Source organism: Mesorhizobium sp. P2_D5 (genome assembly GCF_056404355.1).
This window is the reverse complement of record NZ_JBFUEE010000013.1, coordinates 26895-50433: the sequence shown is the minus strand read 5'-3', so window position 1 is coordinate 50433 and position 23539 is coordinate 26895. Positions and strand designations below refer to the sequence as shown.

The window sequence follows — 23539 nt, the reverse complement described above, 5'->3', positions numbered from 1 at the left end:
CGGCGACGTACTGCAGCCGGTACTTCATCAGCTATCGGCCATCTACTCCTCCCAAGATGCGATGCCGGTACCCAGCTAACTCCTCCCCCAAGGTTAGCTCAGATAAACCCGCTGCCATTCCCCGTTCGGCAGCGGGTTTTTCGTCTGCGACCACCACAACAAAAAGCCCGCCGAAGCGGGCCTTCTGTCGGTAGCAGTTTTGCGACTCGGTCCAAATTGGCAGCACAACACCCTGGCTCTCACCATCAGCCTTGGAGGCGCCGCGGGCATCGTGTTCGGCCTTGGTGTCCCATCGGGCTGGCGCTGGCGGGCTGACGTGACGCCCTGCTGAAATCCGTCCGAGGTTTAGGCTTGTCAGCAGCTTGTGACGAGCAGCCTGGCGCGGCTCATCAGTCTGGAACTATTTCGCAACGACGACGTTTGGTGGATAGCCAGAAATAGTGCCCAATCAGCGAGGACTTGATCATGAAGTTCCTGACCGGCATGGCCGCCGCCTTGATATCAGCGTTAGCGCTAACGAGCGCTGTTCCAGTTGATGCCGCACCAATTTTCGTTCCTCAGGCGCAAAGCGCGCAGCCCCACGTTTTCCAAGTTCGGGGCGCCAGATGGCGCAACAATCATTGGGGAGGCGGCAATTATGGGCGATACAGAGGTGGCTACTATGGCCACCGCTACTATCGGCGTGGATATGACGGCTACAATGACTTCTTTCCGGGAGGACTTGTCGCAGGAGCCCTGATCGGAAGCATGTTCAACAACGGCTACTACGGTGGCGGCTACTACGATGGCGGGTATTATCCCGACCCGTATTACGGCGGTGGCTATTACCGACCGGTGTATTATCACAGGCACTACTACCATAGGCATTATTATCACCACAGGCACTATCACTACAGGTACTATCATCACAGGTACTATCATCACAGGTACTACTATAACTATGGGCACTACTACCACCACAGGTATTACCATCGTAGGCACTACTACCGCTACTGAAATAGCGCACGCTGCCCGCATCTAGCCCGCTGCCTCACGGGGGGGGTGGCGGGCTTTTCGGTTCGCCTGTTGAGATACGGGAGTTCTTACGCTCCGCTTGGCACGATGTTCTCAGTCGAGCGCGCCCTGGCAGGCTGATGCTGAGGAAATCAGTGCCCCTAGCGTAGCGCATCAGATGTTCCTCTCGATATGAGCCTCGATCGGATTTGGCGTCGATAGCTCAAATCTTTTAGCTGCCATGAATGTCAGCACGATAGCGGCAGCTATCGATGCAATCACGGTGGCGGTGCGGGCTAGACTTCTCACCATCTTCACTCAACAAAGCCTAGCGGTCCAGGTGGTCATTGAGACGCTTCTGGACAGACTGTTGGCGCTGCGGCGAGCTGTGGCCTCCGATCGAGCGCATCCGCGCCCTTGCCGGTCTCGATCTCGGCGAACTCGCCGACGATCGCGATGCCCTCGGCTTCGGCAAAGCGGGCTTCTCCAAGCCTCGCTGTCAGGCGGCTTTAATGCCCCTCGTCAATCCCGCGACCTTCTTGATGTGCGTTACCGCCGCGTCGCCGCCAGCGGTCTTTGTGAAAAGATCGAGTGTCTCGTCGCCGTCATCACCGACCGGCATGAGCGCCTGATCCATGTAATCCTTTGATGCAGAATTTCGCGAGATCGCACGTGCCGCTACCATAAGACGCACAATTGTGCTGGCGAGGACGGCGTGTTTCCGAAGAGTTTCCCATACGAATCGAGGCCAGAAGTACCAAGGGTTTTCGCGGGGCATGCCGGGGCGCCGCTCCGACGGCCGCTTGAGGCGCAGAAGACCAGTCTGCAACGGATGCACCTTCTCAAGAGGGACTACGGTTGAGAACGTCACGAGGAGCTTGACCAGACTGCCGAGTGGAACGCCAGTCGCGACCGCACGGCGCAACAGCGTACGCATATGCTTGGGCGTGTAGTAGAGCGACCATGCTTCCTGGTAGATGCTCTCCCATTCCTGGCTGGTCATTCTCGGATGTGCTGTGCAGACATGCTCAAGGTCGTAGACGTTGAGATCGGAGTCCATCTCGACCCGCTTCCTCCAAAGGCCCTGGTGGTCCTCCGACCCCGGCAGCGGCGTCAGGTTAAAAAACTCTATTATGTCGAGAGGGAGCTCTTCCTGTATGATCGCGATATCGCGTCTGATCGTCTCGGGCGTGTCCGACGGAAAGCCGAGAATATAGCCCGCCAAAGTCATGATGCCCTGTGCCTTCCAGGCGAGTAGCATCTTACGGTATTCGGTAATCTTGTTCTGCCGCTTTTTGGCCGCAGCAAGATTGTCCGGATTGACGTTCTCCAAGCCAATGAAGACGCGCGTAACACCAGCTCGTTTCGCCTTCTCCACGAAGTTCTCGATCTTGTGGCACAGCGTGTCCACCTGGATCATCAGGCCGAGAGGGATGCCGTCCTTCTCACGCAACGAGATAAGGCGGTCGAAAATCGCTTCCCATTCCCTGTTGCGCGCGAAATTGTCGTCAGTGATGAAGAACTTGTGGACCCCGTGCGTCCAGTTCATCCGCACCAGCTTCTCCACGTCATCTGCGGAGCGGAACCGTGATTTTCGACCTTGCACATTGATGATGGTGCAGAACGAGCATTGATAGGGGCAGCCGCGACCCGCATCGAAACTCGTGCTGAGGCCCATAGTGTGTTCGACGTACTGTTTAGGAAGGAACGGTACCGGCGAGCCCTCAATGCCGGGCATGTCCTTCAGGAAATCGTATAGCGGCGCGAGCTGGCCTGATGCAGCGTCGCGCAGTACCGCTTCGAATCTGCCTTCGGCCTCGCCTGCAAACATGGAAATGCCCATTTCGCGACAAGCGTCGAGTTCGACCGCGCTCCCGTCCAGCATGGCCAGGCATCCCGAGACATGGAAGCCGCCCATCGCGACGGCCACTTTCGCGTCGCGGAAGGGTCGAGCAATATCGAGCGCGCGGGGATATTGATTGGACTGGACGCCAATCAGAGCGATCATTCCGAAATTGTCGTGCTGCCGGAGCTTCGCCAACAGCGCCGGAATATCGACCCGCGTGTTGGTCTCGTCGATCGCCATGATGTCGATGGCTACGTCTGAACCGAGGATTTCGCGATCCGCACAATCGGTAGCGATGCCATAGACAGCGGCGAGCGAATTCGACGGGATCATCGCTCGCCACCAGCGAATAACGTATCCGTCATCGTCGTAGTGCGATGGCTTTATCAGGACGAGCTGGAAACGTCGCCCCGCGGCTTTTTGAGAAGAAGCGGACAATACACGCACCCCTCGTATCAAAAGCCAAAGATAGCACGCAGGACTACGCCTGTCGCCCTGCGGGGTCATAATTAAAGTAGCGGGCGAAGATTGAGGAAAGGCGGGTAGGCCCTTCCTCAACGGCTCGAAGGTCGGTCGTTACTTTCATAATCCGCTGACGATTACCGACTTCGCCAGCCGTTATCTGATCGCCTGCGAGGCGCTCTTCACCACGAAGGAAGCCTATGCCTTCACCAAAATCCCTGTTTTTTCCCTGTGCTTCAGGGAACCGAGACCAGAGACGGGTTCGCTTGAGACTGCCAGCACAGCCACGCAATTTGCCAAGTTAGATCAGCTCGTTGTCCAGGTCCGAGCCGATCGGCGCTCGCCTCCGCGCCACCGACCTTGGAGTAGGTGGACCCTCAAGCGGGGTTAGCTCTTGCCAATCGCGTCGCTTTGGCCGCAATCTCGGCGCGAAGAGCCGCTCATCGGATGTCGGCGTGATGGGGATTTTGCCATGACCCGAGATCAGATGCTCGCCCACCTCCGATCCGCAGACGCGGTCGCGCGCGAGGCGGCGGCGCATGGGCATCATCCGTTCGGTTGCGTGCTGGTCGGGCCGGACGATCACGTGCTGATGCGGCAGGGCAATCTCGACACGGTGCGCCATGCCGAGACCGAGCTCGCCCGGCGCGCCGCGGCGACCTACGAGCCGGAGTTCCTGTGGCAATGCACGCTGGTCTCGACCGGTGAGCCCTGCGCGATGTGCACCGGAACGCTCTACTGGGCGAATATCGGCCGGCTGGTCTACGGCTTCGAGGAGAGTAAGCTTCTGGCGCTCACCGGGAATCATGCGGACAACCCGACGATGAGCCTCTCTTCGCGCACCGTACTCGACTCCGGCCAAAAAAAGATCGAGGTCTTTGGCCCCTTCCCCGAGATCGCGGACGAGCTGATCGCACCACACCGCGATTTCTGGAAGCGCTGACACCGTGTCCGGCCCTCCGCCGGGGCGCTCCGTAAGCGCACTCTGACCAAAGCGCTCGGAGAACTCGGGGGCTTAATGGATCGCTTCAACCTCGGCAGCTACCGCCGCCCCATCTCCACCCACTCGGCGGAAACCCAGCGCTGGTTCGATATCGGCCTGAACTGGTGCTACGGCTTCAACCATGAGGAAGGCATCAAGTGTTTTGAGAAGGCACTCGCAACGGACCCTGATTGCCCGATGGTGCATTGGGGCATCGCCTATGCCGCCGGGCCTTTCTACAATCTGACCTGGAAGGAGCATGGCGAGGCCGAGGCGAACAGCGCGACGAAGCGCTGCTTCGAGCATGTTCAACTCGCACGCGCCAATGCGGCTTCCGCCAGCGAGGTCGAAAGGCGATTGATCGAGGCGCTGGCCTGCCGCTTCCAAAAACCGCATCGGGTGACGCCGCCGGAATTCGAGCAGTGGGATGACGCCTACGCCGCCGCGATGCGGCTGGTGTATCAAATCTTTCCTGACGACCATGACGTGATGGCGCTGCTGGTCGAGGCGCTGATGATGCGTACGGTGCGGCGGTTGTGGAACCTCAAGACCGGTGCGCCGGCGCCGAACTCCGACGTGCTCGAGGCGCTCGCGGTTTGCGAGCGGTCGATCCGGCTTGCCGACGAGGCCGGCATTTCACAGCATCCGGCGATCGTCCATCTGCACATCCATCTCCTGGAAATGTCGACCATGCCGGAACGCGGCATGCGATCGGCGGACCTGCTCGGCGAAATGTGCCCCGATGCCGGGCACATGAACCACATGCCGGGTCACATCTATGTGCTGTGCGGCGCGTACGAGAAGGCCAAGCTCGCCAGCGAGAAGGCGGTTCGCGCCAACGACCTCTATCTCGCCTATGCGGACGAGCCGACCTACTACCTGCTCGGCTGCTGCCACGACCTGCATCTGATGATGTTCACCTGCATGTTGCTCGGCCAGTCCAGACCGGCCCTGTGGGCCGCCGAAAGAGTGCGCAGCCTGGTGACGCGCGACGTGGTCAGCCTTCCCGACCGGCCAAAACTCACGCAGACGGTGGAAGGCTACCACGCGATGAAATCGCATGTTGAGGTGCGCTTCGGCCGCTGGCAGGAAATCATCGACGAACCGGTGACCCGGGAGCCCGGCGTCTATGTGCTGACGGCGGCCATGCAGCACTACGCCAAGGGTGTGGCGCACGCGACGCTGAGGAACTTTGCCGAAGGCGAGCGCGAACGCGAGAAATTCCACCGGCATCTGGAAGGCATTCCTATGGAACGGCGCTTCCTCAGCAACCCGACCCGCGCCTCGCTGGCTGTCGGCGCGGCTCTCCTCGATGGCGAGCTTGCCTATCACCAGGGCCGGCATGAGGTGGCGTATGGCCATCTGCGGCAAGCGGTCGAGCTTGACGACAATCTGTCCTACACCGAGCCGTGGGCGTGGATGCACCCGCCGCGCCATGCGCTGGCGGCGCTGCTTCTCGACCAGGGCCACGCCGAGGAAGCCGAACAGGTCTATCGCGACGATCTGGGTCTGAGCAGCAAGGTGCAGCGCTGCGCCCAGCACCCGAACAATGTCTGGGCACTGCACGGGCTGGTGGAATGCCTGAAGCGGCACGACGAGACCGAAGAACTGCCGGCGCTGCAGGCAAGCCTTGCCACGGCGCTGGCCAAGGCAGACGTGCCGATCACCTCGTCCTGCCTCTGCAGGACGAGCGTACGGTCAGCGCCCAGTTGCTGTCACTGAGCCCCGAAGCTACCCCAGCCACTTCTCATAGTCGGACACCAGCAGGTGCACCGGGGGGACGTCCTCGTCGATGTTGGAGAAACGGCCGATCTGCTCGCGGAACACATTGTCGGTGAGATCGTCATTGACGGTCGACACCTCGCCGATCAGCACATCCTTGCCCTCGGCCCAGAAGGCGTGCCAGACGCCGGGCAGCAGCGTGACGCTCTGGCCCGGGTCGAGCTTCAGGAGCCCGCCCGCCGGCAGCCTGTGGATGGTTCCATCGACAGGCACCGACACCTCGGCCTTGGGATCGATACCCCCGTCGCGATCGTGCATGAACAGTTCCAGCACCAGCTTGCCACCGCCGCGGTTGATGATGTCCTCGGCCTTGATGTTGTGGCGGTGCATCGGCGACAGCTGGTCCTTGCGCGAGATCATGATCTTCTCGGCATAGAGCATGCCCATGCCCTTCTTCATGTCTTCGTAGCGGCCGTTGCGAACCGTGAACAGGAACAGGCCGAGTTCATCGAACTTCTCCTGCCCATAGTCGGTGATGTCCCAGCCAAGCCGTGAGGTGAAAACGGCCGAGGAATCGACCTGGCGCGCCTTTGCCTCCTGCGGCGACCAATAGGCGAAGGGCGGCATGATGTAGCCGAACGAGCGGATGAAAGCGTCGGCGTCGCGGATGATGTCGTTGATGGCGGAGCGTTTCATGATCATGGTCCTTCGTGTCGATTTTTCCGACAAATCGCATAGCGGAACGCCGATCCGGTGTCGATCCATCTTGCCGCCCTGCCCGTCCTTGCGGTGTAAGCGCATGGACCACAGATCAGCTGCGCTGGCCGCGTGACATCATGCGCTTTCGGGGTCATAAACCCTGCGGATTTCCATGGGATGACAGACGATGCCGACCATCCACGACCTCGATACGCCATCGATCCTGATCGACGCCGCGCGCGCCGAAGCCAACATTGCCCGCGCCCAGGTCCATGCCGACAAGAACGGGCTGAAGCTTAGGCCGCATATAAAGACGCACAAATTGCCCTATTGGGCGAAGAAGCAGGTCGCGGCCGGCGCCGTCGGCATCACCTGCCAGAAGATCGGCGAGGCCGAGGTGATGGCCGACGCTGGCCTGACCGATATTTTTCTCCCTTACAACATCCTCGGGCGGGCCAAGCTGGAACGGCTTCTGGCGCTGCATGGCCGGGTCACGCTGTCGGTGACGGCTGACAGCGTCGAGACGCTCGAGGGGCTGGCGGCCACCTTCACCGATGCCGGCCATCCTCTGCCGGTGCTGGTCGAGTTCGACACCGGCATGGGCCGCTGTGGCGTGCAGACGGCGGATGAAGCCGTTGCGCTGGCCAGACAGATCGACAAGGCCGGTGGCCTCGCTTTCGGCGGGCTGATGACCTACCCGGCCGCCGGCCGCGCGGCGGAGGCCGAAGCGTGGCTTGCCGACGTCAGGCAGGCCTTGGCCGCTTCGGGCCTCGCCTGTGACCGCATCTCCAGCGGCGGCACGCCGGATATGTGGCGCTCCAACGAGGCATCGGTCGTCACCGAGTATCGCCCCGGCACCTACATCTATCTCGACCGCTACCAGGTCGCCAAAGGCGTCGGCACTCTCGACGATTGCGCGCTGACGGTACTGTCGACGGTGGTCAGCCATCCCACAGCGACGCGCGCTATCCTCGATGCCGGCAGCAAGGCGCTGTCCAGCGACACGCTGGGGCTTGCCGATTTTGGCGAACTGCTTGGCGTTGCGGGAGCGCGGGTGACGGGCTTGAGCGAGGAGCACGGCACCGTCACGCTTTCAGACCATGCCAAGCTGCGCATCGGCGAACGCGTCCGCGTCGTGCCCGACCATTGCTGCGTGGTCACCAACCTGTTCAACGAGGTCAACCTGATCGACGGCGACAAGGTGCTGGAGACACTGCCGGTGGCAGCGCGCGGACGGATGGGCTAACCCCACGCCAGCGAGTGCTGCCGCGCGCAGCAAGATTTTTTGAGAACTCGCCGGTCGTCAGCTAGCCTGTCGTGCCGCCACACGCCGCATGGCAATAACCCGGCGGCGGCGAATTTCCGTGCGCATCGCCATCAGGTGCAGAGCGAAGAACAGCACCGTGAAGCCGACGGCCATCACCAGCAGCGGCCACAGCAGGCTGGGGTCGATGGTCGGCCCGCCGAGCCGGAACACCGAGGCCGGCTGGTGCAGCGTGTTCCACCAGTCGACCGAGAATTTGATGATCGGGATGTTGATGAAGCCGACCAGGGTGATGATGGCGGCGGCCCAGGCGGCGCGTCCGGCATCGTCGAGCGCGCGGGTCAGCGCGATGATGCCGAGATACATCAGGAACAGCACGAAGACCGAGGTCAGCCGCGCATCCCAGACCCACCAGGTGCCCCACATCGGCTTGCCCCAGATCGAGCCGGTGATCAGCGCCAGCGCCGTAAAGACGGCGCCTATGGGGGCCGCTGATTTCAGCGCCACATCGGCCAGCGGATGCCGCCAGACCAGAGTGCCAAGTGCGGAGACCGCCATCAGCGTGTAGCACATCATGGCGAGCCAGGCGAAAGGCACGTGGATGTACATGATGCGAACGGTAATGCCTTGCTGGAAATCCTCAGGCGCGGCGAAACTCATATAGAGCCCGACGGCAAGGACCAGTGCGGCGATGGACGCCAGCCATGGCACGACCCTGTCTGCCAGCCCGACAAAGCGCGTCGGGTTGGCAAGATCCATCCAGCCGGTCAGGCGTGAAGTCGCGTCGCTCATGCGGATCTACATAGACCGCTCGTGCGCTTGGGGCAATCGAGCGGTGGTGTCGCAGGCTGCCTCCCTTGCATGGAGGGCACTGCGAAGCAGCGGAGGAGGCCACACCCGGACCTTCGGTCCGACCTCCCCACAAGGGGGAGGTAAAGAACGAAATCAGGCGGCGGCTTCCTGCTGTTGCTGCACGGTGCGGCTGAGGCGGCGAACCTCCTCGTCGTTGAGCAGGCCGCCGGCGCGCAGCAGGCTGGCAAAGCGGCCATTGCGCATCGACAGTTCGGCGAAGCCGCCCATCTCGACCACCCTGCCCTTGTCCATGAACACGACCAGATCGGCGTCGCGAACGGTGGTCAGGCGGTGGGCGATGATGAAGGTGGTGCGGTCGCGCCGCAATTCGTCGATCGCTTCCTTGACCCGATCCTCGGTCTCGACGTCGAGGGCGCTGGTCGCCTCGTCGAGCACCAGGATAGGGGCATCCTTCAGCACGGCGCGGGCAATGGCGATGCGCTGGCGCTCGCCACCTGACAGCTGGCCGCCACGTTCGCCGACCAGCGTGTCATAGCCATTGCTCTTGGACAGGATGAAGTCCTGCGCGGCAGCCGCGGTGGCTGCTGCATGGACCTCGTCATTGGTCGCGTCAGCCCGGCCGACGCGGATGTTGTCCTCGATCGAGCGGTTGAGCAGGCCCGCGTCCTGGAACACGGTGGCGATCGAATGACGCAGCGACTTGCGGGTCACGCTCCGGGTGTCGATGCCGTCGACCAGGATACGGCCATGGGACGGCGAGAAGACGCGCTGCAGCAGATTGATGAGCGTGGTCTTGCCGGCCCCCGTCGGGCCGACGATGGCGACCGTCTGACCGGCCTGGACCTCGAACGACACGTCGTCGATACCCTGGCCCGAATTGGCGAATTCGAAGCCGACATTCTCAAAGCGAACATGGCCGGTGACGTTGGTGAGATCGCGCAACCCGTCCGGCTCGGCGGCGTCGGCCGCGGAATCCTCGAGGTGGTAGAAGTCCTCGAGCTTGGCACGGGCCTCCGAAATCTGGTTGGCGAAAGCCGACATCTGGTCGAGCCTGGCGATCAGCAGCGTGGCAAAGCCGGTGAATGCGATGACGTCGCCGATGCGCAGCTGGCCATGGGTGACCAGATAGGCGCCAATCAACAGCACCACCATCATCGAAATCGTCGACGACAGACGGTGCAGCGCATTGGCCATCGCCCACCAGTCGAGCACCGGGTTCTGCGCGTCGAGCAGGTTCTTGACATAGCGGCGCAGCGTGTCTGCCTCGTGGCCGAGGCGGTTGTAGCTCTGCAGCACGGCGACGTTGGAGACCGAGTCGGTCACATGCGCGAAAACCTTGTGGTAATGGCGCTCAACCGCGGCCTGACCTTCCTTGGTCCGCTTCATCACCAGCCGGCCGATGCCGACATAGAGCACGCCGAGCGCCAACAGCACCATCGACATGCGCAGGTCCATGCTGATCGCGGTCGGGATCAGCAGGAACAGCGCGACTGCCGTCGACAGGTGCTGACGCATGAATTCAAGCCACAGGCTGAACAGCGTCTCGACCGCGCGCAACAGGGTGTGCAGGGCATTGGAGGTGCCGCGCTGGTGATGCCAGGCAAGCGGCATCGTGATCACGCGCTCGAACGACTGGCAAAGCACCTCGCTGCGCCGCTTGTGGGCAAAGCGATCGGCACCGCGCGCCACCAGGACGAAGGCCACGATGTTGAAGGCGCCGAGGCCCGCCCACAGGGCAAGCGTGGCAAACACCGAACCGCGTTCGGAAATCGCATCGATCACTCGTCCGAACATGATCGGCTCGAGAATAGCGATGATCGCGAGAGCGACGTTGGCCGAACAGATCAACGCGACGCGTTTCCTGTCTGCGGCCAGATAACCGAGCGCTCGCCAGTAGATTTGCAGAAGGGTCACCCCAGTTACTCCGCCATGCTGTTTATTGTGCACTGCATCATTTGACTCGTATCGGTTGATACGTCGCAAAACAATGGCCGTGTACCTCTTCAGTTCCCAATTCGCGAACAAAAGATGGCGACGTTCCGAAATCTGCCGTGATCACCTAACGGTTTGAGAAGACAGGTAAAATGTCAGGCATGCGGCGAAATCATGGCAGTTGGCACGTGCTGCCACAAATTTAATCAACAACGATGTCTGGCGGATGACCAATGCCGAAATCGCCTTCTACACAGTATAGCGCCAAACAAATGCGGCCTCGCGCCCGCCAAAGGCGACGAGGTGCCAAGCCCAGCCAGCCTGGGCGGCGTATGCACTTGGCGTCAAGCCTTTGATTTTATGTTCTTTTCATCGGCATGCCCTTCACCCAAGGCGATGGCAACGCAGGGTGGCATGGCGCCTTTAGCCTTGTCGTGGTCCCGAAAACCGCCCCCGGGCTCTTGAGCCCGAGAGCACGCTTTCTGGGCAAAATGCCTCAGGCCGGGATCCTGATGACGACGTCGGTAACTTCGCCATCCTTCAGTTCGACCGCCGAAACCTTGGTCTTAACCCCATTCAGCTCCAACGAAATCGCCTTGGCCTTATTGTCGCGGACGACGCGAACCTTGAGTTCGGCCCCCAGCATCTTGAGGGTTGCCGAGTAACCATCCCAATGGCGGGGGAGTCTTGGCTTGAACTGAACACGCTTGCCGCGCCGTTCGATGCCGAGGATCCCTTCGACCGCAGCCCTGTAGAGCCAGCCGGCCGAGCCGGTGTACCAGGTCCAGCCGCCACGGCCGCCTTTGTCGTCCCCGGCGTAGATGTCAGCCGCCACCACATAGGGCTCGACGCGATAGTGCTCGGCCGAGGCCTCGTCGGTTGCGTGGTTGACCGGGTTCAGCATCGAGAAACAGCGATAGGCCTCGTCGGTCCGCCCCATTTCGGCGAGCGCGATGACGAACCACGTGGCGGCGTGGGTGTACTGGCCGCCATTTTCGCGGACACCGGGCGGATAGCTCTTGATGTAACCCGGTTCCTTGTCCGTCTTCGAGAACGGCGGCGTGAACAGCTTGACGATCTTGAGCTTGTCGTCGACGAGGAGTTTGGTCGCCTGCTCCATCGCCGTCGTCGACCGAGCCGGATCGCCCTCTCCCGAAAGCACGCTCCAGGACTGGGCGATCGAGTCGATCTTGCACTCCTGCGAGGACCGCGACCCGAGCGGCGTGCCGTCGTCGAAGCTGCCGCGCCTGTACCATTCGCCATCCCATGCCGTGCTTTCAAGCGCCCGCTTCAGCGCATCGGCATGCTTTGCCCAGGCTTGCGCGTGCTTGGCATCGCCTTCGGTCTTGGCAATTGCGGCGAAGTCGCCCAGCGTCTTCAGCAGGAACCAGCCGAGCCAGACGCTCTCGCCCTTGCCGTGTTCGCCGACGCGGTTCATGCCGTCGTTCCAGTCGCCGCCGAGGATCAGCGGCAGCCCGGCGGGACTGCTGCGCTTGATGGCAAGATCGAGCGCCCGGGCGCAATGGTCGTAGAGCGACGCCGTCTTCTTCAGAATCTCCGGGGTGAAGAAGGCATCGTGCTCGCCCTCGCCCAGCGCCTGTCCATCGATGAATGGCAGTTGCTGCTTCAGGATGGTGGCATCGCCGGTGACCAGCAAATAGCGCGCCGTGGCGTGGGCCAGCCAGACCACGTCATCGGAAATCATGGTGCGCACGCCAGCCCCGGTGCGCGGCAGCCACCAATGCTGCACGTCGCCTTCGGGGAACTGCCGCCGCGCCGCATTGAGGATCTGGTCGCGTGCCAGTTGCGGATCATGCGCCAGCAATGCCAGCGTGTCCTGCAACTGGTCGCGGAAGCCGAACGCACCGCTTGCCTGGTAGAAGGCGGAGCGGGCGCGGATGCGGCAGGCGAGGCTCTGGTAGGGCAGCCAGTGGTTGACCATGGCGTCGAGCGCCTTGTCCGGCGTATCGACCTGGATGGTGTCGAGGAAGCCGCGCCATTCGCGCTCGTTGTCGGCAAGCCTCCGGTCGAAGTCCTTGACCCGATGCTCCTGCACCAGGGCGCTGGCCTCCTCGACGGTCTCGGCATCGCCGAGCAGCCAGAGCAGCGTCACGTCTCCGCCGGCCGGGATCTCGATGTCGCGGGCAATCGCCGCGCAAGGGTCGTCTCCGGCCTCGACACGGCCCGACAACGCCGCGCCGCTCAGCACCGCCTGTGGGAGCTCGCTGGAGCCATGCCGTCCGAGGAACTCCGAACGGTCGGTGGTCACCGAATGGACGCCGCCGTCGGCGGCAAGGAAAGCCACCCGCTCGCTGAAATCGAGCCCGTAGGGGTTTTGCGCCAGCAACGCACCGGTGGCAGCGTCGCGAGACGGGACGATGGTTGCGGCCGTGCGCGACCGATGCCCGCCGAGCACCCATTCGGCATAGGCGTAGACACGAAGCCGCGCCGGCGCCGAGCCCGAATTCTGGATACGCAGCCGCGAGATCTTCACCGGGTCGATCGGGTCGACGACATGGGTGAGGTCCATCGACAACGGCCCGCGCCTCGAACGGAAGGTCGAGAAACCCTGGCCGTGCCAGGCCTCGTAGGTCATCGAGGGGTCGCGTACCACGGCGGCGAGCGGCGAGAACGCCTTGCCGCTGGCCTGATCGTAGATGTACACGCCCTCGCCCGGCCGGTTCGAGACCGGATCGTTCGACCACGGCGTCAGCTGGTAGTCACGGCTGTTGCGGCTCCAGGTGAAGGCGGCACCCTCGGCGGAGGTGTGGAAGCCGAACGAAGCGTTGGAGACGACGTTGATCCATGGCTGCGGCGTGGTGCGCCGGCCAGCCAGGCGCACGACATAGTGCCGCCCGTCGCCGTCGAAACCGCCAAAACCATTCCATTGGCTGAGGCCGCTTCCATCGGCGCTGACATCCGCCACGGCCTGCGAGGCGTGCATCACGGGCACCGGCGACGGCAATTCGCGCGCGACCGCCAATGCTGCCGGCTGCAGGGCGTCGCGCGCCTGCAGGGCGGCCGCCTCGGCCCGCTCGATCTGGTCGAAGATGGTGCCGTTGCGCGTGTGCAGGACGACGCGCGCGACAGCGAGCAGCGTCTTGTAGGTGATCTCGTCCATCAGGTCGCGGCGCACCGCGAAAATGTGCTGGCGAGGCCCGAGTTCCTTGCCGCGCAGTCGGCTGTTTTCGCACAGCGTCTCCACGGCCCGCTGCAGGTCCTGGACATAGGACGACGCCTGCTCGTTGACGACGACGAAGTCGATCATCATGCCGCGGGTGCGCATGTATTCCTGGAAACGCAGCGCCTGGGCGACGATTTCGAGATCGGCGACGTCGCCGATCCTGACCAGGAAGATCGGGAAATCACCCGAAATGCTGGTCGGCCACAGGCTCGACTGCTTGCCCAGCCCCGTGGCGATGGATTCGGCCGGAAGACGCAGGAACGGATCCGGATAGATCAGATAGCGCGCCAGTTTCTGCACATTGGCGGCATCGGTCAGGCTGAGGCCCATATGGCGGGTCTGCACCTGGCTTCGCGTCCAGGCGAGCATGGCCTGGCGGGCAAAACTCTCAGGATGGTCAAGCCGGGCAAGGGCCTCTTCCAGTTCGGCGCGGCTGGCGCCGACGACGGTCCAGAAGGTCAGCGATATCTTCTTGTTGGCAGGCACGCGCACCTGGCGGCGCAGCGCTGCGACGGGATCGAGCGTAAAGCCCGAATGGCCGCCAAGCCTGGCGCCGGGGTCGAAGGCGGCGGCGTCGACGATGGTGCGGCCGCGGCCGATGAAGGCGCGCCGGTCGGTCTCGGCTTCGGCATCGCGCGCCGATCCGGACGGATCGGTGACGAAATGCACCATGGCGATATCGGGCTCGCTGGTCTCCCGCTTGCGCCGCGTCGCAAAGATCTGCGCGTTGTTCGATGCGATTTCGGTTTCCACGAACATCTTCGAGAAAGCCGGATGCGCGTTGTCCGACGCCTCCAGGCCGAGCACCAGTTCGGCAAAGGAGGTGACTTCAATGTGACGGTCGGACGGCCCGTCATTGTAGAGCGTGACCCGACGGCCCTCGCCATTGCCTTCCGAGATGACGATGCATTCGACTTCGGAGCGCAACGTGCCCACCGATTTGACGAAGCTTGCCTTGTCGTCGGAGAACAAGGTCTGCGCCTTCTCCTCGGCCGCACGCTTCGGCTCGGCTGTAGCGGACCACCAATCGCCGGTGCCTGCGTCCCGCAGGAATATGTAGGAGCCGAGCCGGTCCTCGGTCGGATCCGGCTGCCAGCGGGTGATGGAGAGATCGCCCCAGCGGCTGTAGCCCGAGCCGGTCGCGGTGACCATCACCGAATACCGGCCGTTCGACATCACACTGGTCGACCGCAGCGACCGCAACGGATCGAGCACGATGCGGGTGTCGGGGCTCTCGACTTCCGTCTCGTCCTTGGAGCGCTCGTCGGCCTCGGTCCTGACGGTCGCGGTCGGGATGTCGCGCGGCGCCCTCTCCTGCAGCAGCAGTTCAGCCGATTCGATGACCGGGTCACTGTGGAAGCGATCGCGCATGCGGCCTTCGAAGATGGCGTCGGCGACGGCCACGATCGACATGCCCGAATGGTGGGCCATGTAGTTCTGCACGACGACATGATCGGTGCCTTCCGGCACGCGCTGCGGCGTGAAGTCGACGGCGTCGTAGTAACCGTGGCGGCCAAGCGCGCCGATCTCCCGCAGCCTGGCGAGATTCTGCACGGCTTCGCGCGGGTTGAACTGTGCCGCGAGCACGGTGGCGTAGGGCGCGATCACCGTGTTCTGGCCAAGGCCGCGCTTCAGGCCGAGCCCGGGCACGCCGAAATTGGTGTACTGGTAAGTCAGTTCGCGGTCGCGGGCGTTGTAGGCCGCTTCCGAAATGCCCCACGGCACGTTCTTCTGGCGGCCATACTGGATTTGCCGCTTGATGATCAGCTTGCTGGTCTGGTTGAGAATGCTGCCTTGCGGCTCCTTCATCACCAGCGGCGGCATGAGGTATTCGAACATCGAGCCGGACCAGGACATCAGCGCGCCCTTGAAACCGATCTCGACGATCGGCCGGCCAAGCCGGAACCAGTGCTCGGTCGGCAGGTCACCCTTGGCGATGGCGAACAGGCTGGTCAGCCGCGCCTCGGAAGCCATAAGGTCGTAGCAGCTTTCATCGAGCTGGTGTTCCTCGACCCGGTAGCCGATCGACAGCAGCTTGCGTTCGGGCCGCATCAGGAAGGAGAAATCCATCTCGAAGGCGAAGCGGCGCGTGCGCTCGCGCAAGGTGAGCAGCTTGGCGCGCAGCGCCTCGACGGCGTTGTCGTCGCTATGCGCATCATGGACATGCGCCTCGCAGGTGGCCTCGAGCCTGGCCGCCCAGTCGACGATGACGTCGCTCTGGGCCGACGCCGCCTCGGTGTGGATGGCGGTGGCGAGCTTGCGGATCTCGCCGGCCAGCACGGCCAGATTGATGGTGCGGATCGACGCCATTTCCGGCTGCGCCTTGATGGTGTCGACCGCGCGCCGCATACCGTCGAGACGGTCGACGAGGCGCTGGCGCAAGGGTCGCAGCTGTCGGCGGTCGTCGGGCAGTTCGTCGAGGCTCTCGCTGAGGATGGTCACCGTGTCCAGAATGCCTTCGAAATCGCCCTGGAGATGGACCGAGGGCGCTTCCGCCCATTCGGCGCATGCCGCCGCAACCGCCACCAAATGGCCGGCCAGATTGCCGCTGTCGACAGCCGAAATGTAGAGCGGGTAGAGCGGCTTCAGCGTCGTCGTGTCATACCAGTTGAAGAGATGGCCACGGTCGCGCGGCATGCCTTCGATCGTCGTCATGGTGGCGTCGATGCGGGTGATGGCGTCGGACAGACTGATCCAGCCGAAGTCGCGGGCAGAGACGACGGACAGCAGATAGACGCCGATATTGGTCGGCGAGGTGCGCGGCGCCACGACCGGCGCCGGGCTTTCCTGGAAATTGTCCGGCGGCAGATTGTGGTGCTCGGCCGTCACGAAGCTTTCGAAATAATGCCAGGTGCGCCGCGCCACCGTACGCAGTGCGTGGATATCGGCTTGCGATATGCGCAAGCGATCCTCGGTTTCGGCCGAACGGCTGATCCAGCTGGCGATGGCCGGCGAAGCGATCCAGAACAGGGCGAAGAAGAAGGCGACGAAGGCGCCAGTGGAATCGGCCAGCACCGGAATGGCGAGGCCGACGAAGCCGATGATCACGGCGCCATACATCATGCCGTAATAGGAGCCGACATCGTTGTCGCCCGCCTTGTGCGCCTGCGAGGCGGTGCGCCATTCCAGCAGGTTCTGGCGGCTGACGAAGAGCCGGTAAATCGTGCGGATGATGGCGTCGCCCATCATCCAGGCGTTGTGCGCCATCAGCACGATCTTCAGCGCCACCATGGCGGTGCCGAAGGCGACGTCTCGCGCCAGGGCCGAGAAATGGCCGCGCGGCGTCTGGTCGCCGCTCTTGGGCAGGATGGCGTTGACGATGTCGAACGTCGGGGCCATGAACAGGCTGAGGATCAGCAGGGCCTGCCATTGGGCGGCCTGCGTGAAGGGCAGCAGCGTCCAGCCGGCGATCGCGGCCATGACCCAGAAGATCGGCGTCAGCGAGCGGCGCAGATTGTCGACCATCTTCCAGCGCGACAGAGCCGGCACGCCGGAGCGCGGATCGAGCATGAAGCCGAGAAGCTGCCAGTCGCCGCGTGCCCAGCGATGGTGGCGCGATGCGTCGACTGAATAACGGATCGGATAGTCCTCGACCAGTTCGACGTCGGTGACCAGCGCCGAGCGCGCCAGCGCGCCTTCCAGCAGATCGTGGCTTAGGATGGTGTTTTCCTCGATGCGGCCCTGTAGTGCGGCCTCGAAAGCATCGACGTGATAAAGGCCCTTGCCGGTGAAGGACCCGTCGCCGAAGACATCCTGATAGAGATCGGAGACGGCAAAGACATAAGGGTCGAGGCCGCGATTGGCCGAGAACACCCGCTGGAAAAACGACGCATCGTCGCCACTGGTCAGCGACGCGGTGATGCGCGGCTGCAGGATGGCATAGCCGGCCGTGACAACACGCCTGGTAGCATCGAAATGCGGACGGTTGAGCGGATGGCAGAGCTTGCCGACCAGGGTCGCGACCGCGTCGCGGGTTGTGCGCGTGTCGGCATCGAGCGTCATCACATGGACGACGTTCTCGGGCAGCGGCACGTCGAGCGGCAGGAATGTGGTGTCGCTGTCGCCGCGCAGCAGAAGGTCGAGTTCATGCAGCTTGCCGCGCTTGCGCTCCCAGCCCATCCAGGAACCCTGCGCCGCATTGAAGAGCCGGCGCCGGTGCAGGATGTAGAAACGCGGCGTGCCTTCGGAGGGATAGCGGGCGTTGAGACGAGCGATCTCGGCGCGGGCGAATTCGAGGATCTCGGTATCGGCCGCATCGATTTCGGTCTTGCTGTCGGGCCAGTCCGAAAGCAGCGCGAAATAGATTTCATCCGCCGTGTTCGCGAGATGATGCACCTCGATGTTGCGGATGTTTTCCTCGACGTCGTCGCGTGAGCCGATCAGCGACGGCACCACCACCAGGGTGCGCGCCTCAGGCGGCACGCCGTGCCTGTAATCATAGCCAACGAGGCGCGTCGGTTTCAGGAACAGCGATACGACGGTGTTGAAGAAGGCGAGCGCGCCCTCGCTGGCCGGTACGGCAAACAGCGCCAACATCACGACGATTGACGGCACCGACAGGCCGAGATTGGCCAGCGCGTTGCCGGTGAGCACGAGAAGCAGGGCCGTCAGCGCAAATACCGGTACGACGATGCCAAGCCATCCGGTCTTGCGGAAGGTGCGCTTGACCGTCTGGCTGATGGTCGGCCGATAGCCGATCGCCTTCTCCAGTTCCAGCCGGCGCGGACCGACGAGGAAGAAACCGACATCGGTGTGGGCGGATGCAACTTGGGCGGCAGAGCCTTCATCATCGCCCGATAGGGTCTCGGTGGCGGCGTGATCGGCCAGTTCAATGGCCTTCTCGGCGACGCGATATTCCGAAAGGTCCGAGCGGCGCGCCAGTTCCTCGATCGCGGTCCGGTACTGGTCACGCGAGAAGAAGTCGAGCGCGGCGAAATCGGTGCGCTCGCGCAGCACGGTGTCGATGCGGCTGACGCCTTCGAACCACACCGTCCAGTCGACGTCGTTGATGAGGCGCAGGCCGCGGATGATGTTTCCGGTCGTCACATTGCCGCTGGACAGCGTGTGATGTTCGGAAATGATGATTTCCTCGGCGTCGGAGCCGGTCTTTTCGAGCTCGCCTTCGAGCCATTCCAGGGCCTTGCCGGCATTCTGCGATCCATCGCGCAAGCGATAGAGCAGCTGGGTGGCGAAGGTGGTGTCCTGCGCATGAGCGCTGAATTTGGACAGGATCGCCTGCCGGTCCGGGCTGTCGTCGGTCGACAGAACCTTGTCGGCGACATCGTTGGCGATCTGGCGCATCTGGCGGGTGCGGTTGACCCTGACCGCCAGCCGGCGGAGATTTTCGATCAGGACGAAGCGCAGAAGCGACGGCAGCGCCCAGAGTTCGCCGATCTTCAGCGGCTCGAGCGACTGGAAGCCCTGGACGATGGACTTGAACATCGTCGCCGAGACGGAACTGTCCGAATGCGCCACATAGGTCCAGGCCAGCGCCAGCGCGCGCGGCACGCTGCCGCCCTCGGGCAGTTTCAGGCTGGGCAGCTGGCGGTAGAAGCGGCGCGGCAGATCGCGCTTGACCTGGAAAATGGTTTCTTCGACCAGATAATTGTTGTCGAGCAGCCACTGCGCCGCCGGCGTGATCGTCTCGCCCCTCGCCTGCGCGGCATTGGTCGAGCGGTAGACTTCCAAGATCTTCTTGGCGCTGTCGCGGATGCGGGCCTGAAAGTCGAACGGCGTCAGGCCGAACAGATCGGTGAGATCGCCTTTTGCCAGGCTTTCGCCAAGCAGGCGAAGACGCTCTTCGGGTAGGAAATTGGATCGGATCGGCTCTTCCGTGATGCCTGGGAAGCTCGCGCTCGTCTTCTCGATCTGGGCAGGGGTCGTCTGAATATTCATTGAAAATTCCGTATGCGGACACTGAGCGGCGTCACCGCCACGGCAATGGCCCTAAAACCGATTCAAATGCAATTGGTTGCATAATCCCACTTGCTGAAAGTTTGTTTCCGCACCACGACAGGGCGTTATCTCTCAGCAAAAATTCCAAGACGAGCGCCCCTTCTCCCGTCAAGCTCGATCGACGGGGAGGATTCAGGCTTTTTCGTGATGCCGCCGATAGCTTACGCTATATTTCGCCGGCATCGCGATCATGTTTGGAAACAAGCGTTAATCGTTGCCGGAGATGCCGCCGATCCGGATCACGAACAGCGTCGTCTCCTGGACGGGCTGGATAAAGAGGCTGGCGGTGTCCGGGCCGGGCAGCAGCGTGTCGAGCGGCCCGAGGTGGACCGGCTCGGTGCCGGGCACGGTGACTTCGCCGTTCAAACACAGGACGAGGGTCGTCCCGGTCCCGGTCCTGATTTCCACAGGGTTCGAAACCATAAGGCGTTCGACCGAATGCGTCATCCGGCTGCGGCGGGTCATGACATTGAGATCGGTGATCGGCCCGCCGATCAGCGCGGCCGCGGTCGCCACGTCAGCCGGAAAGGAAAGTGGGGCGGTCGCCCCAGTGACTGATATCGGCGGGCGGCCAGCAACATCCAGCACGATGCCCTCGCCTTCGAGCACTGCAAGCGTGCGATCGATACCGGCAAATTGCGAGAACGGACCGCTGCCTTCGACGCGCGCCATCGAGACGCGCCAGTCGAAGTCATTTAGCCCGGCGTCGGCAGGCGAGACGGCGACCTCGGTAGTCACCCCGCCGCCGTTCTTCCACGGCATGGACTTGTATCCGGCTGCCCGCAGGACGCGCATCAGTCAGTCCATCACCCGAGAATGCCGGGCAGGTTGAGCTGGTGCTCCCTCGCGCATTCGACTGCGATGTCGTAGCCGGCATCGGCGTGGCGCATGACGCCGGTCGCCGGGTCGTTCCACAACACCCGCTCGAGGCGCCTAGCCGCCTCACGCGTACCGTCGGCGACGATGACCATGCCGGCGTGCTGTGAGAAGCCCATGCCGACACCACCGCCATGGTGCAACGATACCCAGGTGGCGCCAGATGCGGTGTTGAGCAGCGCGTTGAGCAGCGGCCAGTCGGACACCGCGTCCGAGCCGTCCTTCATTGATTCCGTCTCGCGGTTCGGCGAGGCGACTGAGCCGGAATCGAGATGGTCGCGGCCGATGACGACAGGCGCCTTGAGCTCGCCCTTGGCCACCATCTCGTTGAAGGCGAGGCCGAGCCTGTGCCGGTCGCCAAGACCAACCCAGCAGATGCGCGCCGGCAGGCCCTGGAAGGCGATGCGCTCGCGCGCCATGTCGAGCCAGTTGTGCAGATGGGTGTTGCCGGGCGTCAGTTCGCGAACCTTTGCGTCGGTCTTGTAGATATCCTCGGGATCGCCCGACAGGGCCGCCCAGCGGAACGGGCCGATGCCGCGGCAAAACAGCGGACGGATATAGGCCGGCACGAAGCCGGGGAAGGCAAAGGCGTTCTCGAACCCCTCCTCCTTGGCCACCTGGCGGATGTTGTTGCCGTAGTCGAGCGTCGGCACGCCGGCATTCCAGAACGCCACCATCGCCTCGACATGTTCGCGCATCGAGGCGCGGGCGGCTTTTTCAACTGCCTTCGGGTCGCTGACGCGCTTCTCACGCCACTCAGCCATCGTCCAGCCCTTGGGCAGGTAGCCGTTGATGGGGTCGTGGGCCGAGGTCTGGTCGGTGACCATATCAGGGCGAATGCCGCGCCTGAACATTTCTGGAACGATCTCGGCTGTATTGCCGAGCAGGCCTACCGACTTCGCCTCGCCTGCCTTGGTCCAGCGCTCGATCATCGCCATCGCCTCGTCGAGCGTCTCGGCCTTGTCGTCGACATAGCGGGTGCGCAGGCGGAAATCGATCGAATCCGGGTTGCATTCGATGGCCAGGCAGCAGGCGCCGGCCATAACTGCGGCGAGCGGCTGGGCGCCGCCCATGCCGCCGAGGCCGCCGGTCAGGATCCACTTGCCCTTGAGATTGCCGCCATAGTGCTGGCGGCCGGCCTCGACGAAGGTCTCGTAGGTGCCCTGCACGATGCCTTGCGTGCCGATGTAGATCCACGAGCCGGCCGTCATCTGGCCGTACATCATCAGACCCTTCTTATCGAGCTCGTTGAACTTTTCCCATGTCGCCCAGTGCGGCACCAGGTTGGAGTTGGCGATCAGCACGCGCGGCGCGTCGGGATGGGTGCGGAAGACGCCGACCGGCTTGCCCGACTGCACAAGCAAGGTCTCGTCATCGGCCAACGTCCTCAACGAGGCGACGATGCGGTCAAAGTCGTTCCAGGTGCGCGCCGCCCGGCCGATGCCGCCATAGACAACCAACTCGTTGGGGTTTTCGGCGACGTCCGGGTCGAGATTGTTCATCAGCATGCGCAGCGGCGCCTCCGTCAACCAGGAGCGGGCGCTGATTTCCGTGCCGCGCGGGCTGCGGACTTCGCGGATGTTGTGGCGAGGATTGTTCATCATTGTCCCTTTCGAATGAGGTGCGCGGCGTTGCGGTGGCCGTCAGCACTGATCCAGGTGACCTGCTCATGGGCAGGGTCGGAAGTATCGATGGTCATGGCGTAGCAGGCCCAGACATCCGAAGGCGGCCATAGCGAGCAGTACTGGTCGCCACGAACATCCCAACGCCCGGGAGACTGGGTGCCGCCTTTTGTGTAGATGGTGGCTCCGCCGTCGTCGAAACTCTGTGTCCAGTCCGGCCCTTCGACATGCGCGCCTTTCAAGGTGGCGAGGATATTGGCGCCCTTCATCTTCACCTCATCGGCTGACGCGCCGAAAACCAGCGTCGCTGCGAACAGAATGGCGAGAAAGCCGATCCTGGCATGGCGGTTCATGACATCCTCCCGATGTTTCGATGTCAGCTCTGCGCCCAGGTGATCGCGGTCTCGAGAATCTTCTTCAGCTTCGCAGCCATGGGTGCGGCGAACGCGGCATCATAGGGCACCGGCCAATTGTCCGGTTCACCTTTGCCCTCGGGCTCATGCAAGTAGCCGCGATCGGCAAGTTCCATCTGCAGCGCATGGAAGCCGCCTTGCGGATTGCCGAAGTAGCGCGTGATCCAGCCACCCTTGAAACGGCCGTTGATGACGTAGCTGTCGCCGCTTTCGGCCATGATCTGGCCGACCAGGCCCTGCAGCACCGGATCGGCGGTCTGGCCGTCATTGGTGCCGAGATTGAACACCGGCAGCGTGCCATAGAACAGACGCGGGAGAACCGAGCGGATCGAGTGGCAATCATAGATGACAACCTTCGGATGCAGGCCGCGCAGCCTGGTCGCCTGAAACCCGAGCATTTCATGGTAGGGCGCGAAATATGACTGATAGCGCTGGCTGATTTCCGCCGGCGTCGGTTCCTCGCCGGGCAGGTAAAGCGGATCGCCGTCGAAAGTCTCTGTCGGGCAAAGCGTCGTCGTCGTCTGCCCGGGATAGAGCGAGGCGCCGGAGGGATCGCGGTTGACGTCGATGACGGTGCGCGAGATCGACGTATGCACGACTGTCGCGCCAAGGCCGGCGGCGAAATCGTAGAGCTGGTCGATCCACCAGTCGCAGTCGCGGCGACCGAGCCAGGGCGAGACCAGCCGGTTGTCGATGCCGACGAGATCGATGCCGGTATGCGGGATCGACACCAGCAGAGGTGCCGTGCCTTCCGTCACTGTAAGCCAGTCGGTCAT

Annotated in this window: 13 protein-coding genes; 4 read left to right on the top strand and 9 right to left on the bottom strand. The window is 63.1% G+C overall.

The features are described from left to right. Positions 1-465 precede the first annotated feature (465 nt). Positions 466-996, top strand: coding sequence for a BA14K family protein (locus AC1DYW_RS32490; RefSeq protein WP_477228900.1), 531 nt, complete (start codon positions 466-468; stop codon positions 994-996). A gap of 496 nt (positions 997-1492) precedes the next feature. Here the strand turns inward: AC1DYW_RS32490 and AC1DYW_RS32485 are convergent, their stop codons facing one another. Further along, positions 1493-3277 carry a B12-binding domain-containing radical SAM protein gene (locus AC1DYW_RS32485; RefSeq protein WP_477228899.1) on the bottom strand — a complete coding sequence of 595 codons (1785 nt, stop codon included), beginning with the start codon at positions 3275-3277 and terminating at the stop codon, positions 1493-1495. A 496-nt stretch (positions 3278-3773) separates the two neighbouring features. Here AC1DYW_RS32485 and AC1DYW_RS32480 point away from each other — a divergent pair, with 496 nt between their 5' ends. Then, positions 3774-4244 (top strand): nucleoside deaminase, encoded by a 471-nt coding sequence (locus AC1DYW_RS32480; protein ID WP_457153748.1) that lies wholly within the window; start codon positions 3774-3776, stop codon positions 4242-4244. 75 nt (positions 4245-4319) lie between these two features. Continuing rightward, positions 4320-6005, top strand: coding sequence for a hypothetical protein (locus AC1DYW_RS32475; RefSeq protein ID WP_457153747.1), 1686 nt, complete (start codon positions 4320-4322; stop codon positions 6003-6005). Positions 6006-6014: 9 nt separating this feature from the next. On the opposite strand, the gene AC1DYW_RS32470 is transcribed toward AC1DYW_RS32475, so the two are convergent. Next, positions 6015-6701 carry a D-lyxose/D-mannose family sugar isomerase gene (locus AC1DYW_RS32470; protein WP_095086666.1) on the bottom strand — a complete coding sequence of 229 codons (687 nt, stop codon included), beginning with the start codon at positions 6699-6701 and terminating at the stop codon, positions 6015-6017. A 190-nt stretch (positions 6702-6891) separates the two neighbouring features. Here AC1DYW_RS32470 and AC1DYW_RS32465 point away from each other — a divergent pair, with 190 nt between their 5' ends. Further along, positions 6892-7950 carry a D-TA family PLP-dependent enzyme gene (locus AC1DYW_RS32465; RefSeq protein WP_477228898.1) on the top strand — a complete coding sequence of 353 codons (1059 nt, stop codon included), beginning with the start codon at positions 6892-6894 and terminating at the stop codon, positions 7948-7950. Between the two features lie 57 nt (positions 7951-8007). On the opposite strand, the gene AC1DYW_RS32460 is transcribed toward AC1DYW_RS32465, so the two are convergent. The 7 genes from AC1DYW_RS32460 to hutG all read right to left on the bottom strand — a co-directional run bounded on the left by AC1DYW_RS32460 (position 8008) and on the right by hutG (position 23539). Further along, positions 8008-8760 (bottom strand): heme ABC transporter permease, encoded by a 753-nt coding sequence (locus AC1DYW_RS32460; protein WP_477228897.1) that lies wholly within the window; start codon positions 8758-8760, stop codon positions 8008-8010. Positions 8761-8913: 153 nt separating this feature from the next. Next, positions 8914-10695, bottom strand: coding sequence for a glucan ABC transporter ATP-binding protein/ permease (locus AC1DYW_RS32455; protein ID WP_095085827.1), 1782 nt, complete (start codon positions 10693-10695; stop codon positions 8914-8916). A gap of 514 nt (positions 10696-11209) precedes the next feature. After that, entirely contained in the window at positions 11210-19792 is an 8583-nt protein-coding gene (locus tag AC1DYW_RS32450) for a glycoside hydrolase family 94 protein (RefSeq protein ID WP_477228896.1), read from the bottom strand. A 267-nt stretch (positions 19793-20059) separates the two neighbouring features. Next, complete coding sequence (locus AC1DYW_RS32445; protein WP_457152816.1) at positions 20060-20647, bottom strand: HutD/Ves family protein; 588 nt, start codon at positions 20645-20647, stop codon at positions 20060-20062. 11 nt (positions 20648-20658) lie between these two features. Further along, positions 20659-22332, bottom strand: coding sequence for a urocanate hydratase (gene hutU, locus AC1DYW_RS32440; protein WP_477228895.1), 1674 nt, complete (start codon positions 22330-22332; stop codon positions 20659-20661). Next, on the bottom strand, positions 22329-22703 hold the full coding sequence (locus AC1DYW_RS32435) for a hypothetical protein (RefSeq protein WP_095085839.1): 375 nt from the start codon (positions 22701-22703) through the stop codon (positions 22329-22331). Before AC1DYW_RS32435 ends, hutU begins: the two co-directional genes overlap by 4 nt. 23 nt (positions 22704-22726) lie before the next feature. Continuing rightward, positions 22727-23539 carry an N-formylglutamate deformylase gene (hutG, locus tag AC1DYW_RS32430; protein WP_477228894.1) on the bottom strand — a complete coding sequence of 271 codons (813 nt, stop codon included), beginning with the start codon at positions 23537-23539 and terminating at the stop codon, positions 22727-22729.